The sequence below is a fragment of the Bradyrhizobium sp. ma5 genome, assembly GCF_042258955.1.
GTDB lineage: Bacteria > Pseudomonadota > Alphaproteobacteria > Rhizobiales > Xanthobacteraceae > Bradyrhizobium.
In genome coordinates this window covers 5,763,445-5,780,398 of record NZ_CP170156.1, presented here as the reverse complement: position 1 = coordinate 5,780,398, position 16,954 = coordinate 5,763,445, and the positions used below count along the sequence as shown (strand labels likewise).

At 65.0% G+C, this 16,954-nt stretch carries 12 protein-coding genes and 1 riboswitch; of the genes, 5 read left to right on the top strand and 7 right to left on the bottom strand.

Annotated elements, in window-relative coordinates; translation table 11 throughout:
• Positions 1–595 precede the first annotated feature (595 nt).
• The 3 genes from recA to ACE103_RS27065 all read left to right on the top strand — a co-directional run bounded on the left by recA (position 596) and on the right by ACE103_RS27065 (position 3,826).
• On the top strand, positions 596–1,684 hold the full coding sequence (recA, locus tag ACE103_RS27075) for a recombinase RecA (RefSeq protein WP_223970326.1): 1,089 nt from the start codon (positions 596–598) through the stop codon (positions 1,682–1,684).
• Positions 1,685–1,841: 157 nt separating this feature from the next.
• Positions 1,842–2,822, top strand: coding sequence for a hypothetical protein (locus ACE103_RS27070; protein WP_375775556.1), 981 nt, complete (start codon positions 1,842–1,844; stop codon positions 2,820–2,822).
• A gap of 17 nt (positions 2,823–2,839) precedes the next feature.
• Positions 2,840–3,826: a hypothetical protein gene (locus tag ACE103_RS27065; RefSeq protein ID WP_375775555.1), complete on the top strand. Its 987-nt coding sequence runs from the start codon at positions 2,840–2,842 to the stop codon at positions 3,824–3,826.
• A gap of 28 nt (positions 3,827–3,854) precedes the next feature.
• Here the strand turns inward: ACE103_RS27065 and ACE103_RS27060 are convergent, their stop codons facing one another.
• From ACE103_RS27060 to gcvT, 4 genes are all read right to left on the bottom strand, one after another.
• Positions 3,855–4,286, bottom strand: coding sequence for an acyl-CoA thioesterase (locus ACE103_RS27060; RefSeq protein ID WP_375775554.1), 432 nt, complete (start codon positions 4,284–4,286; stop codon positions 3,855–3,857).
• A 181-nt stretch (positions 4,287–4,467) separates the two neighbouring features.
• Positions 4,468–7,341: an aminomethyl-transferring glycine dehydrogenase gene (gcvP, locus tag ACE103_RS27055; RefSeq protein ID WP_375775553.1), complete on the bottom strand. Its 2,874-nt coding sequence runs from the start codon at positions 7,339–7,341 to the stop codon at positions 4,468–4,470.
• Positions 7,342–7,363: 22 nt separating this feature from the next.
• Complete coding sequence (gcvH, locus tag ACE103_RS27050; protein ID WP_375775552.1) at positions 7,364–7,729, bottom strand: glycine cleavage system protein GcvH; 366 nt, start codon at positions 7,727–7,729, stop codon at positions 7,364–7,366.
• 20 nt (positions 7,730–7,749) lie between these two features.
• Positions 7,750–8,895: a glycine cleavage system aminomethyltransferase GcvT gene (gene gcvT / locus ACE103_RS27045; protein WP_375775551.1), complete on the bottom strand. Its 1,146-nt coding sequence runs from the start codon at positions 8,893–8,895 to the stop codon at positions 7,750–7,752.
• Between the two features lie 140 nt (positions 8,896–9,035).
• Positions 9,036–9,126: riboswitch (glycine riboswitch) on the bottom strand.
• Between the two features lie 202 nt (positions 9,127–9,328).
• Here gcvT and alaS point away from each other — a divergent pair.
• Positions 9,329–12,001, top strand: a complete 2,673-nt coding sequence (gene alaS, locus ACE103_RS27040; RefSeq protein ID WP_375775550.1) for an alanine--tRNA ligase — start codon at positions 9,329–9,331, stop codon at positions 11,999–12,001.
• Between the two features lie 11 nt (positions 12,002–12,012).
• Positions 12,013–13,263 (top strand): cyclic nucleotide-gated ion channel, encoded by a 1,251-nt coding sequence (locus ACE103_RS27035; protein WP_375781188.1) that lies wholly within the window; start codon positions 12,013–12,015, stop codon positions 13,261–13,263.
• On the opposite strand, the gene ACE103_RS27030 is transcribed toward ACE103_RS27035, so the two are convergent.
• The 3 genes from ACE103_RS27030 to ACE103_RS27020 all read right to left on the bottom strand — a co-directional run bounded on the left by ACE103_RS27030 (position 13,260) and on the right by ACE103_RS27020 (position 16,933).
• Positions 13,260–13,760: a DUF3455 domain-containing protein gene (locus ACE103_RS27030; RefSeq protein ID WP_375775549.1), complete on the bottom strand. Its 501-nt coding sequence runs from the start codon at positions 13,758–13,760 to the stop codon at positions 13,260–13,262. The two genes, ACE103_RS27035 and ACE103_RS27030, sit on opposite strands and share 4 nt — an antisense overlap.
• 36 nt (positions 13,761–13,796) lie before the next feature.
• Positions 13,797–15,011 carry an NADP-dependent isocitrate dehydrogenase gene (locus ACE103_RS27025; protein ID WP_298374716.1) on the bottom strand — a complete coding sequence of 405 codons (1,215 nt, stop codon included), beginning with the start codon at positions 15,009–15,011 and terminating at the stop codon, positions 13,797–13,799.
• Positions 15,012–15,205: 194 nt separating this feature from the next.
• Positions 15,206–16,933 (bottom strand): alpha/beta hydrolase family protein, encoded by a 1,728-nt coding sequence (locus tag ACE103_RS27020; protein WP_375775548.1) that lies wholly within the window; start codon positions 16,931–16,933, stop codon positions 15,206–15,208.
• Between the last annotated feature and the right edge of the window lie 21 nt (positions 16,934–16,954).

The following is a 16,954-nucleotide window of genomic DNA, read 5'->3' as shown; positions in this document are numbered from 1 at the left end:
CCACGCCTCCTTCCGGAGCCGCTGTGCCTCGATGTTGAGACGCTCTTCAAGTGATTCTGTGTGCGTGAGACGCGGTCGCTTCATGACCATGGCGCGCTCCGTTCCGTTGGAGGAAGGCGGGAGCGCTACCGGGCGATCTCATCACCGATGACAGCCACGGGCGGGGCGGTGATGGACTTACTGTGTACCTGTCTGGAAGGAATAGCGAGCTATCTGTTTCAGGCCTTTTGTCGCAACGCTTGGAACGAATGGCGTTTTAAAGCGGGTGGAAGTTGTTCCGGCTGTAAAGCCGGGAAGAACAGATAGCGTCCCATGGAAAATGATGGGGCTAGAACATTTACTATGCCGTCTCGGTAGTCCTACTGAGAACATCAGCTAAGTCATGGTTTCTGTTCGTTTAATCCGCGCAACTATGAATCCGAAATCAAACCAGAACTCCGGGGCTTAAACGCGGTTAGTGCTGACACGTCGGAAAGAACATATTGCGAACATAGAACAAACGTGGTACGAGGTTCCTATCAACAAACGCGTTCCGCCCGATCCCATCGCCCGTTTTTCCCGCTAGCGAATCCCCGCCATAAGGAGCACATCCCAAATGTCCGCTACTGCACTGCGTATCGTCGAAGGATCCTCCATGGACAAGTCCAAGGCCCTCTCAGCCGCGCTCTCCCAGATCGAGCGTCAGTTCGGCAAGGGCTCGGTGATGAAGCTCGGCAAGAACGACCGTTCGATGGATGTCGAGACGGTGTCCTCGGGATCGCTGGGGCTCGACATTGCGCTCGGCGTCGGCGGCCTGCCGAAGGGACGTGTCGTAGAGATCTACGGGCCGGAATCGTCGGGCAAGACCACGCTGGCGCTGCACACCGTGGCGGAAGGCCAGAAGAAGGGCGGCATCTGCGCCTTCATCGACGCCGAACACGCGCTCGATCCGGTCTATGCGCGCAAGCTCGGCGTCAACATCGACGAGCTCCTGATCTCGCAGCCGGACACCGGCGAGCAGGCGCTGGAGATTTGCGACACGCTGGTGCGCTCCGGTGCGGTCGACGTGCTGGTGATCGACTCGGTTGCGGCGCTGGTGCCGAAGGCCGAGCTCGAGGGCGAGATGGGCGATGCGCTGCCGGGCCTGCAGGCGCGCCTGATGAGCCAGGCGCTGCGCAAGCTCACCGCCTCGATCAACAAGTCCCACACCATGGTGATCTTCATCAACCAGATCCGCATGAAGATCGGCGTGATGTACGGCTCGCCGGAGACCACCACCGGCGGCAACGCGCTGAAGTTCTATGCCTCGGTCCGTCTCGACATCCGCCGCATCGGCGCGATCAAGGAGCGCGACGAGGTGGTCGGCAACACCACCCGCGTCAAGGTGGTGAAGAACAAGCTGGCGCCGCCCTTCAAGCAGGTCGAGTTCGACATCATGTACGGTGAGGGCGTCTCCAAGATGGGCGAAATCCTCGACCTCGGCGTCAAGGCCGGCATCGTCGAGAAGTCGGGCGCCTGGTTCTCCTATGACAGCCAGCGGCTCGGCCAGGGACGCGAGAACTCCAAGGCGTTCCTGAAGGCGAATCCCGACATCACCGCCAAGATCGAAACTGCGATCCGCCAGAACTCCGGCCTGATCGCCGAGCAGATCCTCGCCGGTACGCCCGAGCGCGATGCCGAAGGCGAAGAGCCCGCCGAGGAGTAAGCCGCAAGCATGATCCGGAAAAGTGCGAAGCGGTTTTCCGAAAGATCATGCTCAAACGATCAAATCATTTCGCTGCAAGCGGGCGCTGAGGACGTTGAGTTGCCGACGTCTTCGGCGCCCGTTTGGTTTTGTAGCCGGTGTTCAGTGAGTTGAAGCGGTGAAGCGCCTGATCTTGGGTAATCCATCCGGGCTCGACCTGAAACGCGCAGGTCTGGGCGACGCGGTGCTTCCGCTTTCAGTTCGCTTCGCTTGGGGCGTGTTGCCTTCGCCACAAGAGCTGGCGGCCTATTTCAACGTGCGAGCGGGCCAGAAGCCGGGGAAACATTGGTCGGATTGGATTTCCCCGTCTGCGAAGCGCGCGACTTTGAAGGACCTCGCGTTCAACGATTATTGCCAGTCGTTCGACATCATCGAATTGTGGTTTGACCCTGATCCAAACGACCAGCTCCAGTTGATCTGGATGCTCGACCAGTTTCATGCTCGGCCGGACATGTTAGCGAAGCTGAAATTGCGTCTCGTCGGCTTCAGCCTGCTAACGATGGACCCGGCATGGCGCGGTTGGAACGAGGTCCCGCTGGCTAACATCCGACCCGCGGATATCGAGACGGCTAGCATGTGCTGGCAAGCGTACCGGGCAACAACTCCGGAGGCGTGCTTCGATGCGGTGCACCGCGATCTGAGTGCGTTTCCGTTGCTGAGGCCGGCTCTGCTTGATCTGCTCTGCGAACTGCCGTGGAGCGGATCGGGACTTGGTGCGACCGAGATACGGCTGCTTGAGCTGATCGCTGCGGGTTTCATGGGCACGAACGCGCTGCTCTATCTTCGCGGCTTTCGCCAGCGTGGCGTCTTCAACGACATGGAAATTGGCGGGCTGCTCGAAGGCCTTGCGCATGGACCGCAGCCGGTGATCGCTGGGCTCGACGATGACTTGCGTGTCATCGAACCCGGGAATGCACGGGTGCGTCTTGAGGCCTACCAGCGAAGCCGCTTGTCGATCACCGAGTTTGGCAAGGCAGTCCTCGCCCACGAGGCAGACTTCACCGATCACAATCCGATCAATCGCTGGTGGGGCGGCACGCATCTCACCAACGACAACCTCTGGCGCTGGAATCCGGCATTGACTGGCCATCGCACGTAGCGGGAGCCGCGCGCACCGTGACGAGTCTGATCCTAGCGACAAACGACCTTGCGAGCTACCGCCTGAGACAGGCGGGAAGGGCGGACATCGTCGTCGGCTTGAGGCCGCGCTTCGTTTGGGGGAAAATGCCCTCGTCAGATGACCTCGCGACCCTCCTGGAGGCGCGCTCCGCAAAGCATGTCGATTTCGACACGCACTGGCTCGACTTCGTCAGTTCAAGATGGACTGGCTCTGTAGGCAAGGACGTCGGTCTCGTCGAGCTCTGCGAGCGTTGCGACAGTGTCGAGCTTTGGGCTGATCCTCGGCCGAATGACCAGCTGGTGCTGGTCTGGCTGCTCGACGTGCTCCGTCCGCACCGGCACATCGTCGCGAAGCTCCGTCTGGTCCAGACCGATGTCGAGATCGGCAGCTACCGAGGCGAAAGCTCGGCGAAATGGCGATTGCCGGCACTTGCGGCGACCGATGATCGGTCGGAATTGGCCAGTCGCGCCTGGAGCGCCTTTTGCGCTCCGACTGCCGAGCCCTGTTTCGAGCTTCTCATGCAGGATCTGTCGGCGATACCGCAGCTCCGGGCGGCTCTCATCGCGCTGCTTGAGGAGCTTCCCGGGCGTGACACCGGCCTCGGCGCGTCCGAACTGCGGTTGCTGGATCTCGTCGCCGACGGGGAGGCGAAGCCACAGGTCCTTTCAAGCGAGTTGAACAGGCAACGCGGCGTGTTCGATTTTCAGGAGGCGGAGCTGATCCTGGACCGGCTCGCTTATTGTCAATCGCCGGTCCTGACCGGCTTCCCTGCCGAGATCGAGGGGCCAGACGATTTGGAGGCCCGGCGAGAACGGCTGCTGTACAGCCGGCTGTCGCTCACCGATTTCGGCCAGGAAGTGTCGGATCGCGCGCGCGACTTCAGTCAGCACAACCCGATCCATCGCTGGTGGGGCGGCACTGAATTGACCAATGACCGGCTGTGGCGCTGGGACTCCGAAGGCCGCGCCCTGGTTGCCCCGTAGGCCTGACAGCGGGTGTGCGCAGATCAGCCTACGACAGCGCTTTTTCCCGGCTCGCGATCAGCGCGCGCAGATCTTCCGTCACCGCGACCGATTGATGGGTCTTCTGGTCGGTCGCGACCCAGATGATTTCGCCGGTCGCGCGCAAATCCTCGGAGCTCTCGGCGAAGATCGCGAGGGTAAGCACGATCGAGGAACGGCCGATCCGTGCCACGCGCACGCAAACCTCGATGTCTTCGTCGAACCGGATCGGCGCCTTGTACTCGACGACTGATTTCACGGTGTGAAAGTCGATGCCGGTCCGCGCCACCTCGCCAAGATAGTCGTAGCCGAGTGCACGGAAATATTCCGTTATCGCGGTGTCGAAATAGGTCAGGTAGTGGGCGTTGAACACCACGGCCTGGGCGTCGACTTCGGAGTAGCGGACGCGAAACGGGAAATGAAACCAGAATTCCTCGCGCATGTTTCCTCCTGCCGCCGGCGGCCCTTGCTATCGTTGGTCTCGCGTCCGTTTCGACCGGTGCAGGTCGCGGACGAGCGAAACGCCGAATTCTTATCGTTGTAGATGCTAGGTTGAGCCGGAGGGCTCAACCTGCGCTTTGATATCCGGGCGACGCGAGCGCCTCCCGAGACATGTTGCCCGACTATTCCGCGGCCTGTGCGTAATCCTCGATCGGCGGGCACGAGCACACCAGATTGCGATCGCCGTAGACATTGTCGACGCGGCCGACCGGGCTCCAGTATTTGTCGGACCTTGATACGCCGGCCGGGAAGCAGCCCTCGGCGCGGGTGTAGGCCCGGCTCCAGGCGTCGTCGGCGATGTCGTGGACGGTGTGCGGCGCGTGGCGCAGCGGCGAGGCCTCGACCTTCCAGCGGCCCTTCTCGATCTCCGCGATCTCGCCCCGGATCGCGATCATGGCATCGCAGAAGCGGTCGATCTCGAACTTCGATTCCGATTCCGTCGGCTCGATCATCAGCGTACCCGCCACCGGGAAGCTCATGGTCGGCGCGTGGAAGCCGTAGTCGATCAGCCGCTTGGCGATATCGTCCACGGTGACGCCGCTGGTCGTCTTCAGGGCGCGCGGGTCGACGATGCATTCATGCGCGACGCGATCGCGGGCATTGCGGTACAGCACCGGGAAGTGCGGCTGCAGCCGCGCGGCGATGTAGTTGGCATTGAGGATCGCGATCTCGGTGGCGCGCGTGAGGCCTTCACCACCCATCATCAGGATGTAGATGTAGGAGATGGTCAGGATCGACGCCGAGCCGAACGGCGCGGCCGACACCGGGCCGATGGCGTGTGCTGTCGCGCCGTCAGTTGCGGGATGACCCGGCAGATAAGGCGCAAGATGCGCCTTCACGCCGATCGGGCCCATGCCGGGGCCGCCGCCGCCATGCGGGATGCAGAAGGTCTTGTGCAGGTTGAGATGGCTGACGTCGGCGCCGTAGTCGCCGGGCCGCGACAGCCCGACCTGCGCGTTCATGTTGGCGCCGTCGAGATAGACCTGTCCGCCATGCGCATGCACGATGTCGCAGATCTCGCTGATATGCTCCTCGAACACGCCGTGGGTCGACGGATAGGTGATCATCACAGCGGCGAGATTGGCCGAATGCTTCTCGGCCTTGGCACGGAGATCGTTGACGTCGACGTCGCCGCGCGCGTCGCAGGCGACAACCACGACGTCCATGCCGACCATCGCGGCCGAGGCCGGATTGGTGCCGTGCGCGGAGGAGGGGATCAGGCACACCTTGCGGTGCGGCTCGCCGCGAGCGAGGTGATAGCCACGGATCGCCAGAAGCCCGGCATATTCGCCCTGCGCGCCGGAGTTCGGCTGCAGCGAGATCGCGTCATAGCCGGTGATGTCGCACAGCCACTGCTCCAGCCGCTTGAACAGCGCGTGATAGCCCTTGGCCTGATCCGCAGGCGCGAACGGATGCAGATTGCCGAACGCCGGCCAGGTCAGCGGGATCATCTCGGTGGTGGCGTTGAGCTTCATCGTGCAGGAGCCGAGCGGTATCATCGCGCGGTCGAGCGCAAGGTCGCGATCGCTGAGCTTGCGCATGTAGCGCAGCAGCTCGGTCTCCGAACGGTGGGTGTTGAACACCGGGTGGGTGAGGAAGGCGCTGGTGCGCCGCAGCTCCTTCGGCAGCGCCTCGCGCGCGGCCGCCTCGATCTCGGCAAAGCTGAGCTTGCCGCCGAACACGCGCCACACCGCCTCGACGGTCTCCGGCGTCGTGGTCTCGTCGAGCGCGATGCCGAGCGTGGTCGCACCGATGCGCAGATTGATCCGCTCCGCCTGCGCGCGGGAGACGATCTCGATCTGCTTCGCGCCGACCTCGACGGTCACCGTATCGAAGAAGGCCTCGCTGGTCGGCGCAAAGCCGAGCTTGCGCAGGCCTGCTGCGAGCACGGTGGCGCGGCGATGCACGCCGCGTGCGATGTGGGCCAGGCCTTCGGGGCCGTGATACACCGCATACATCGAGGCGATCACGGCGAGCAGCACCTGCGCGGTGCAGATGTTGGAGGTCGCCTTCTCGCGGCGGATATGCTGCTCGCGGGTCTGCAGCGCCAGCCGATAGGCCGGTGCACCGCGCGAATCCACCGAAAGCCCGACGATGCGGCCGGGCAGCGAGCGTTTCAGCGTGTCGCGCACCGCCATGTAGGCGGCGTGCGGTCCGCCGTAACCCATCGGCACGCCGAACCGCTGCGCCGAGCCGATTGCGATGTCGGCGCCGAGCTCGCCGGGTGAGGTCAGCAGGGCCAGCGACAGCAGGTCCGCGGCCACGATCGCAAGCGCGCCCTTGGCGCGCAGCGATGCGATCGCCGGCCGGAGGTCGCGCACCGCGCCCGTCGTGCCCGGATATTGCAAGAGCGCGCCGAGCACGTCGGCCTTGTCGAGCTCGGTCAGGGGATCGCCGACGACGAGGGCCCAGCCCAGCGGCGCGGCGCGCGTGCGCATCACCGCCAGCGTCTGCGGATGCACTTCCTTGTCGACGAAGAACACCTTCGCCTTGACCTGCGAGTGGCGCTCGGCGAGCGCCATTGCCTCTGCGGCCGCGGTCGCCTCGTCGAGCAGCGAGGCGTTGGCGACGTCGAGCCCGGTGAGATCGCAGATCATGGTCTGGAAGTTGAACAGGGCTTCGAGCCGGCCCTGGCTGATCTCCGGCTGATACGGCGTGTAGGCGGTGTACCAGGCCGGGTTCTCCAGGATGTTGCGCTGGATCACCGCGGGCAGGATGGTGCCGGAATAGCCCTGGCCGATCAGCGAGGTGAACACCTGGTTCTGCGCGGCGAGTTCGCTCATATGCGCGAGCGCTTCGGTCTCGCTCAGCGCCCGGCCGAGATCGAGCGGCGCCTTCTGAAGGATCGACGCCGGCAGCGTCTCATTCATCAGCGCCTGCAGGCTCGCGGCGCCGACCGTTTCCAGCATCGCGTTGACGTCGCGCGGTGACGGTCCGATGTGGCGGCGGGCGAAATCGGTGGCAGCTTCGTTGATCGGCTTGAAGGGCGCGTTCATGACGTGGTCCTCGGCTTGATCCTCAGGCGGTGTGCGCGGCGTAGGCGGCCTCGTCCATCAGGCCGCCGAGCTCGCTTTTGTCGGCAATCTTCAGCTTGAAGAACCAGGCCTTGCCGCCCGCATCCGAATTGACCAGCGCGGGCTCGGCGGAGAGCGCCTCGTTGACCTCGACCACGTCGCCGGTGATCGGCGCGTAGACGTCTGAGGCGGCCTTGACGGATTCGACGACGGCGGCGGCCTCGGCCTTCTTCAGGCTGCGGCCGACCTTGGGCAGTTCGACGAACACGACGTCGCCAAGCTGCGATTGCGCGTAATCGGTGATCCCGATCGTGGCGACGTCGCCCTCGATGCGGAGCCATTCGTGGTCGGACGTGTACAGCGTCGTCATGGGGATCGATCCTTTGGCGTTTAGCGTTTGTAGGTGTTGGGGACGAAGGGCGTGGCGGCGACCTTGAGCGGTAGCCGCTGGCCGCGCACTTCGGCAAAAACGGTGGTGTCGAGCGCGGAAAGCGATGTCGGCAGGTAGCCCATCGCAACCGGCGCGTTGAGGCTCGGGCCGAAGCCGCCCGAGGTCACCTTGCCGATCTGCTCGGTCGAGGTCGGATCGGCAAACAGCATGGCACCTTCGCGCACCGGCGCGCGGCCGTCGGGCTTCAACCCGACGCGGCGGCGGGAAGCGCCTTGTGCGAACTGGGTGAGAATCTTGTCGGCGCCGGGGAAGCCGCCGGCGCGGGCGCCGCCACTGCGGCGGACCTTCTGCACCGACCATTCCAGCGCGCCTTCGACCGGCGTCGTCGTGGTGTCGATATCGTGGCCATAGAGGCAAAGCCCGGCCTCGAGGCGCAGGCTGTCGCGCGCGCCGAGCCCGATCGGCAGCACGTCGGGATTGTCCAGCAGCGCGGTGACCAGGGCTTCCGCCTTGTCGGCGGGCACGGAAATCTCAAAGCCGTCCTCGCCGGTATAGCCGGAGCGCGAGACGAAGCAGTCGATGTCGGCGACGCGGCGCGGTCCGGCGTCCATGAATTTCATCGAACTGACATCTGGGCAAAGTTTCGCCAGCGCCGATTCGGCTTTCGGCCCCTGCAGCGCGATCAGCGCGCGGTCGGCCAGTGGCACGATCTCGCAAGCTTCGGAGAGATGCGCGCGCAAATGCGCCTCGTCCTCGGCCTTGCAGGCGGCGTTGACGACCAGGAACAAATGATCGCCGAAATTCGCCACCATCAGGTCGTCAAGCAGGCCGCCGTCGTCGTTTGTGAATTGCGCGTAGCGCTGCCGTCCCGGCGCGATGCCGACAATGTCCTGCGGCACCAGTTTTTCCAGCGCGAGCGCCGCGTCACCGACCTTGCCGGATTTGGCCTTCAGCAGCAGTTGGCCCATGTGGGACACGTCGAACAGGCCTGCGTCCTTGCGGGTGTGCAGGTGCTCCTTCATCACGCCGGCCGTGTATTGCACCGGCATGTCGTAGCCGGCGAAGGGCACCATCTTGGCGCCGCGCGCCAGATGCAGCGCGTGCAGCGGGGTCTGTTTCAGCGGGGAGGTTTCGCGCGCAACCATCACAGGGCCCTCGCGGTTCCCGCCGGGGACCTATTTCCCCTTGAGAAACCTGCAGAAAGCCCCATCTGTCGCTGTGCCTGAGAGTATTATCCCGTCGGCGGGCGCGTCGGGGAGAACCCCAGCGCCTCTTTCCAGATGTCAGACGTCACGCGGTCCTTTTGCCTGAGAGTTTCCGGGGCGGTTGCTCCTTCGGCGCCGGCGGTAGGGCCGGTCTCTCCCGACGTGACGGGGTAACAGGTAGGTAGAAAACACGGCGCCACCAAGACTGTCAACGCAGCTGCAACAACTATCCAATGGGCTTTGTGCTCCCGCGGCAAGCCCATGATCCGCCTGCACAGTTTCTGGACACCGCAGCTGGCAATGTCTAAAAGCGTTCGGCCGGAAAATGACGCCTTTTTGCGGCTGGCCGGCCCCTTTTTCCGATTGGATGAACATGAGCAGCGTCAACGACATCAGGTCGACATTTCTGAACTTCTTCAAGGAGAACGGCCACGAGATCGTGGCGTCGTCGCCGCTGGTTCCGCGCAACGACCCGACCCTGATGTTCACCAATGCCGGCATGGTGCAGTTCAAGAACGTCTTCACCGGCGTCGAGAAGCGCGGCTATCAGCGCGCCACGACGTCGCAGAAGTGCGTGCGCGCCGGCGGCAAGCATAACGACCTCGACAATGTCGGCTACACCGCGCGCCATCTCACCTTCTTCGAGATGCTCGGCAACTTCTCGTTCGGCGACTACTTCAAGGAGCGCGCGATCGAGCTCGCCTGGAATCTGATCACCAAGGATTTCGGACTGAAGAAGGACAAGCTGCTCGTCACCGTCTACCACACCGACGACGAGGCGGCCGGCTTCTGGAAGAAGATCGCGGGCTTCTCGGACGATCGCATCATCCGCATCCCGACCTCGGACAATTTCTGGGCGATGGGCGATACCGGCCCGTGCGGTCCGTGCTCGGAGATCTTCATCGATCGCGGCGAGCATATCTGGGGCGGACCTCCCGGCAGCCCGGAGGAGGATGGCGATCGCTTTCTCGAGTTCTGGAACCTGGTGTTCATGCAGTACGAGCAGGTGACGAAGGAGGAGCGCGTCGCGCTGCCGCGTCCCTCGATCGACACCGGCATGGGGCTGGAGCGCATGGCCTGCATCCTGCAGGGCGTCGAGAGCGTGTTCGAGACCGATCTGTTCCGCCATCTGATCGATGCGGCTGCTTCGGCCCTCGGCCATGGGCCGAACGAGCAGAACGTGGCGTCGTACCGGGTGATGGCCGACCATCTGCGCTCCTCGGCGTTCCTGATCGCCGATGGTGTGCTGCCGTCGAACGAGGGCCGCGGCTATGTGCTGCGCCGGATTATGCGCCGCGCGATGCGCCATGCGCAGCTGCTCGGCGCGAGCGAGCCGCTGATGCATCGCCTGGTCTGGGCGCTGGTCCGCGAGATGGGCCAGGCCTATCCGGACCTGGTCCGTGCCGAGAAGCTGATCGAGGAGACGCTGCAGCTGGAAGAGACCCGCTTCCGCAAGACGCTGGTGCGGGGACTATCGATCCTCGACGAGAAGAGCGCCGGCCTCAAGAAGGGCGACATGTTCGACGGCGACACCGCGTTCACGCTGTACGACACTTATGGCTTCCCGCTGGACCTGACGCAGGATGCGCTGAAGTCGCGCGGCATCAGCGTCGACCAGGCATCGTTCACCGACGCGATGAACCGCCAGCGCGAGAAGGCGCGCGCCTCCTGGGCAGGCTCCGGCGAGGCGGCGACCGAGACGATCTGGTTCCCGCTGCGTGAGAAGCTCGGCGCGACCGAATTCCTCGGCTACGAGACCGAGAGCGCGGAAGGCGTGGTGACGGCGCTGGTCAGGGACGGCGCCGAGGTCGACGGCCTCAAGGCCGGCGAGAGCGGCGCGATCGTGCTGAACCAGACGCCGTTCTACGCTGAGTCCGGTGGTCAGGTCGGTGACGTCGGCATCCTCACCGGCGAGGGGGTCAAGTTCCGCGTGACCGATATGCAGAAGAAGGCCGGCGACCTGTTCGTGCATGTCGGCACCGTGGAGCAGGGCACCCTGAACGTCGGCACGGCCTTGCAGCTCGAGGTCGACCACGCCAGGCGTTCGTCGATCCGCGCCAACCACTCGGCGACGCATCTGCTGCACGAGGCGCTGCGCCAGGTGCTCGGCGATCACATCGCGCAGCGTGGCTCGCTGGTGGCGCCCGATCGCCTGCGCTTCGACTTCGTGCATCCGAAGCCGATCACGCCGGAAGAGCTCGCCCGGGTCGAGGACATCGCCAACGACGTCGTGCTCGAGAATGACGAGGTCACGACCCGCATCATGGGTGTCGACGATGCCCGCGAGGCCGGTGCGCGCGCGCTGTTCGGCGAGAAATACGGTGACGAGGTTCGGGTTGTCTCGATGGGCAAGAGCGCCCGCGAGCACGGCCAGAACGCGCTTGGCTGGTCGGTCGAGCTCTGCGGCGGCACCCATGTCCGCCGCACCGGCGACATCGGCCTGATTTCGGTGACCGGCGAGAGCGCGGTCGCCTCCGGCGTCCGCCGCATCGAGGCGCTGACCGGGCATCATGCGCGCAAGCACGCCAATGACACCATGACGCTGGCGAAGACCGCGGCGGCCGAGCTGCGCACCTCGATCGAGGACGTGCCGGCGCGCATCGCAGCCCTGATGGAGGAGCGCAAGAAGCTCGAGCGCGACCTGTCGGACGCCCGCAAGAAGCTCGCGATGGGCGGCGGTTCGTCGTCGAACGGTGCCGCCTCCGGCGTTCGCGAGGTCGGCAACGTCAAGCTGCTCGCACGCGCGGTCGAGGGCGTCGAGACCAAGGACCTGAAGAGCCTCGTCGACGACGGCAAGAAGCAGATCGGCTCCGGCGTGGTCGCGATCGTCGGCGTCACCGAAGACGGTAAGGCCGGCATCGTGGTCGGCGTCACCGCCGACCTGACCTCGCGCTTCAACGCGGTCGAGTTGGTGCGCAAGGGCTCCGAGGTGCTCGGCGGCAAGGGCGGCGGCGGCCGGCCCGACATGGCGCAGGCCGGCGGGCCGGACGGCGCCAAGGCGGACGCCGCGCTGTCGGCAATTGAACAAGCGATGGCCGGCGCCTGACGGAGAGGCTGATCGTGGCGACGGCTCCGCTCAAGCCCACGATCAGCGATCCCGGGCTGCGCGAGCGTCTCTACGAGCTGCTTGAGCAGGACCACCTGCCATATTCGGTCGGCTCGCGCTTCGTCCGGCTCGTCGTCGCGATCATCACCGTCGATGTGCTGGCCGCGATCCTGGCGTCGGTGCCGGAGATCGATGCGCAGTTCGGGTGGCTGTTCACAGCGATCGAGATCGCCGCCGTGATCGCCTTCGCGCTGGAATATGCCGCGCGGCTCTGGAGTGTGGTCGGCCGCTCGCTGCGCGACATGACGCCGTTGCAGGCACGGCTGGAATACGCCTTCTCGGCGCTCGGCGTCATCGACCTGCTCGCCTTCCTGCCATCGGCCATCGCGCTTGCGATCGGTGACAAGACCGCGCTGGTGCTGTTCGGCATGCTGCCATTCCTCAAGCTGGTGCGGTATTCGACCGCGATGCGCTCGCTGCTGGCGGCGCTGCATGCCGAGCGGCGCACGCTGTTCGGCTGCGTCGTGATCCTGACCGGCGCGGTTCTGCTGTTCGCTTCGCTGCTCTATGCCATCGAGCACAAGGTGCAGCCGGACAAGTTCGGCACCATGCCGCAGGCGATGTGGTGGGCGATCGTGACGCTCGGCACCGTCGGTTACGGCGACGTCGTGCCGGTGACGCCGCTCGGCCGTATCGTCACGGTGGTTGCGATCGTGGTCGGCTTTGCGATGATCGCGCTGCCAGTCGCGATCGTCTCGACTGCGTTCGCCGACGAGGTGCGGCGCCGCGACTTCGTCGTCACCTGGGGCATGCTGGCGCGGGTGCCGCTGTTCTCGCACCTCAACGCCGCCGACATCGCCGACATCATGCGGCTGTTGCGGTCACAGACCATCGAGGCCGGCGAGGTGCTGGTGCGGCGCGGCGATGCGGCGTCGTCGATGTATTTCATCACCGCCGGCGAGGTCGAGATCGACCTGCCGAGCCAGCGGGTGCGGCTTGCCGACGGCGCGTTCTTCGGCGAGATCGCGCTGCTCCGGCGGACCAACCGTTCCGGCACAGTGACGGCGATGCGGAAGACCAAGCTGCTGCTGCTCGATGCGCAGGACTTCCATGCCCTGATCGAGCGGATGCCGGCGCTCGCCGCCCATGTCAGAGAGACGGCGGAGGCGCGGCTCGCCGATCCGCTCACCGCCGGTGGTGACCTTGCCGCCAGCGAGATCGCCCAGGCGCCGCACGAGACCGACGGCGGCATCCGCGATTAGTCGCGGCGCAGAAACACGTAATCCGCCGAATACGCCGCGCTCTTCAACGCGCCTGATTTGTCGCAGGCGCCGTTGAGTTCGCCGCCCGAGGTGTTGATCCGCTGCACGGTGGCGACACTCGACAGCAGGCCGTTGCCGCGGTGGGCGATCACCTCGAGCTTCAGCCAGGGAATGTCAGCTGACGTTGCGCCGGGCGCGCTGCCCGCGGTGCGGGCGGTCACGGCGCTGCCGTCGACATGCTCCCAGTTCGGCCCCGCATAGTGCCGGCCGACGGTGCGGCCACCGGCAATCAGGGTGGCGACCGGTTCGCGGAATGACCAGGCGAGCTTGCCGTCGATAACCGGCTTGCACTCATAGACCTGCACGCCCTCGGCGTGGGTGGTGAGGACCGCAGTCTCGTCGGGCGCCGCGACGGGGTCGGGCAGGGGATCGGCAGCGAGTGCCGCCGATCCGGTCAGCAACAAGGAGGCTAGCGTCACCCGGCCGAGAAGGGTCATGGTCACGCTCGCTATTGTGTCCGGAAACAGCGGCCGTCAGGCCGCCATCGCCTTCCCGAGATTGTCGGCGACCTTGTCGAGGAAGCCGGTGGTCGAGAGCCAGCGCTGATCTGCGCCGACCAGGAGCGCGAGGTCCTTGGTCATGTAGCCCTCTTCGACGGTCGCGACGCAGACCTTCTCCAGCGTGGTGGCGAACTTCGCCAGCGCCTCGTTGTTGTCGAGCTTGGCACGGTGGGCGAGGCCACGGGTCCAGGCGAAGATCGACGCGATCGAGTTGGTCGAGGTCTCCTTGCCCTTCTGATGCTCGCGGTAGTGGCGGGTCACGGTGCCGTGGGCGGCTTCGGCTTCCACCGTCTTGCCGTCCGGGGTGAGCAGCACCGAGGTCATCAGGCCGAGCGAGCCGTAGCCCTGGGCCACAGTGTCGGACTGCACGTCGCCGTCATAGTTCTTGCAGGCCCAGACATAGCCGCCGGACCACTTCAGCGCCGAGGCCACCATGTCATCGATCAGGCGGTGCTCGTAGGTCAGGCCCTTGGCCTCGAATTCCTTCTTGAACTCGCGGTCGTAGATGTCCTGGAAGATGTCCTTGAAGCGGCCGTCATAGACCTTCAGAATCGTGTTCTTGGTCGAGAGGTAGACCGGGTAGTTGCGCAGCAGGCCGTAATTGAGCGAGGCGCGAGCGAAATCGATGATGGAGTCGTCGAGATTGTACATCTCCATCGCGACGCCGGCGCCGGGCGCCTTGAACACTTCCCGCTCGATCACGGTGCCGTCCTCGCCGACGAACTTCAGCGACAGCGTGCCCTTGCCCGGGAACTTGATGTCGGTGGCGCGGTACTGGTCACCATAGGCATGGCGGCCGATGATGATCGGCTTGGTCCAGCCGGGAACCAGGCGCGGCACGTTCTTGCAGATGATCGGCTCGCGGAAGATCACGCCGCCGAGGATGTTGCGGATGGTGCCGTTCGGCGACTTCCACATCTGCTTCAGGCCGAACTCCTTCACCCGGGCCTCATCGGGGGTGATGGTGGCGCATTTGACGCCGACGCCGACCTTCTTGATGGCTTCGGCGGCGTCGATGGTCACCTGGTCATTGGTCTCATCGCGGTATTCCATGCCCAGATCGAAATAGAGCAGTTCGACATCCAGGAACGGGTTGATCAGCTTGTCCTTGATGTACTGCCAGATGATCCGGGTCATCTCGTCGCCATCGAGCTCGACGACGGGGTTGGATACCTTGATTTTAGCCATGACGGGGAGGCCCTCTTGGGAACGGCGCGCTTTTGACGGCGGGGGGTGGAAAATACGCCTGCGCTATAGCACCGCCCGCGGACGGGCGGAAGCGCACCGGTTATGCACTTTCAGCCCATCTTTTCACCGAGAACCGCCATTCTGAGGGCGGCTCTCGCTCCTTGTCCTGGGCGGGTTTTCCTCGCCTGAACCCTCTAAAACGGGACCTGCGTCGCGGTCCCGGCCACGATGTACCAAGTCACGAACAGGCCCGCGATCAGAGCCCCCGGCAGGCTCGATCCGGTCCGCCGCCAGGTGAAGGTCGCGATCACGCCGACGATCGCCAGCAGCGGCACGAACTGGATCGCGACGATGGTCGAGAGCGGCACGAATCCAGGGTCCGGGATCGGGTTGAACAGCTTACCGGTCAGCCATAGCGTGCCGTATTGCAGCACCAGCAACACGATGAAACCGAGCGTCAGCGCCAGGATGTTGGTCAGATAGAGCGCGCCGCGTGGCGCGCCCATGGTCGAGAAATTTCGGTGCAGCACGTGCAGCGCCACCACGAAAAATGCCGTGAACGGAATCAGATAGATCAGGAAGATGAGGAATTGCTTCGCGCTCATCAATTTGAGTGCGACGATCCAGAATCTGAAGTCGATCTTGAAGGCGAGGTCGGCGAGCCAGAGCGCGGCGTAGCCCACCGCAACCGAGGCCACCGCGATCACGACGGATTGACCGACGAGGCCGGCCCGGCTGGCGCGCTTCGGGGCGAACCACATCAGGGCTAGCGTGATCAGGCCGTTGATGATGGCCCAGACCAGGATCTGGTTGGTGATGCCCTGCGGCAGGAACGCGCTCGGGGTGACAACAGCGCCGCCCAGCGCAAAGGCCGGGTAGTAAGTCAGCGCCGGGATGAAGGCGGACAGGATGAACGCCGTGGTCCAGCGCCGGCCTTTGGCGGCCTCGTGCGGCGGCATGGTGCCGTCGGCAACCGCCGGCAGCCGCAGGCGGGAGAACATCGGCGCCTCCAGCAACCCGTCGAATGTCCCGATCACCAGCGCCACGAAGCCGATCAGCGCGATCAGGGTGCCGATCTCCTTGCGGAACCAGATCTGGTCGTCGGCCGGACGAGGCGTGCCGCCCTTCAACGTCTTGGCGAACCAGTCGAGGCTGTAGCCGATCGCCTCATGCGAGAGGTGCTCGGCCGGATGGGTCATCGCGGGGGTGTTCAGCACCCGGGCGGTGCCATTGGCCGGATCGCCATACACCTTGCCCGGTTCGACTGCGCCTTGCGTGCCGAACAGCGCCCAGAGCTTTGGGCTCTTGGTGACGTCGCGGGCGAGGTCGACGCCCCACATCAGCTCGGGGAATTCCTCGTACTGGGCGAACACCAGCGCAGTGTTGCGCGGCCATGTCGCGGTGCCCTCGGCGGCGAACGGCTTGCCGGTCGACGAGCCCTCCAGCACCATCGATTTGTAGTCGTTGGGCATCGCGGTGGCGGCCGCCAGCACGGTCCAGCCACCCATCGAATGGCCCTCGAGCCCGATATTGTCCTTGTCGACGAAGGGCAGGCTGCGCAGATAGGCAAGGCCGTCGGGTCCGCCAAAGCCGTTGGCGAAGGAGGGCGGGTCGCTATAGCCGTGGCCGGTCTGGTCGAGCGCCAGCACCACATAGCCGCGGCGCGCGAACTCGATGGCGAAGCCGTCCTGGGTCTCGCGCGAATTGATGTAGCCGTGCACGGCGAGGATGCCGGGGGCCGGGATTTGCGGCGTCGCGTTCGGCGGGACGTAGAGCAGGGCGCTCATAGTGTTGCCCTTGGCGCCCTTGAATCTGACATCCTCGATCCGGATGCCGCCCGCGGTCTGCGTGAGGTGGGCGAGCAGGCCCCCCGCCACGATCAAGACCACGCCGACAATCGCCAGCGTCCATCTGCCCCGCATCGTCGTCCCCCCACTGCTTCG

Excerpts from the sequence above, each read along its gene's own strand:
- gcvT (WP_375775551.1), bottom strand. The coding sequence starts at position 8,895 with ATGGTTGCGCGCGAAACCTCCCCGCTGAAACAGACCCCGCTGCACGCG.
- gcvP (WP_375775553.1), bottom strand. The coding sequence starts at position 7,341 with ATGAACGCGCCCTTCAAGCCGATCAACGAAGCTGCCACCGATTTCGCC.
- ACE103_RS27020 (WP_375775548.1), bottom strand. The coding sequence starts at position 16,933 with ATGCGGGGCAGATGGACGCTGGCGATTGTCGGCGTGGTCTTGATCGTG.
- alaS (WP_375775550.1), top strand. The coding sequence starts at position 9,329 with ATGAGCAGCGTCAACGACATCAGGTCGACATTTCTGAACTTCTTCAAG.
- ACE103_RS27025 (WP_298374716.1), bottom strand. The coding sequence starts at position 15,011 with ATGGCTAAAATCAAGGTATCCAACCCCGTCGTCGAGCTCGATGGCGAC.
- recA (WP_223970326.1), top strand. The coding sequence starts at position 596 with ATGTCCGCTACTGCACTGCGTATCGTCGAAGGATCCTCCATGGACAAG.
- gcvH (WP_375775552.1), bottom strand. The coding sequence starts at position 7,729 with ATGACGACGCTGTACACGTCCGACCACGAATGGCTCCGCATCGAGGGC.
- ACE103_RS27060 (WP_375775554.1), bottom strand. The coding sequence starts at position 4,286 with ATGCGCGAGGAATTCTGGTTTCATTTCCCGTTTCGCGTCCGCTACTCC.
- ACE103_RS27030 (WP_375775549.1), bottom strand. The coding sequence starts at position 13,760 with ATGACCCTTCTCGGCCGGGTGACGCTAGCCTCCTTGTTGCTGACCGGA.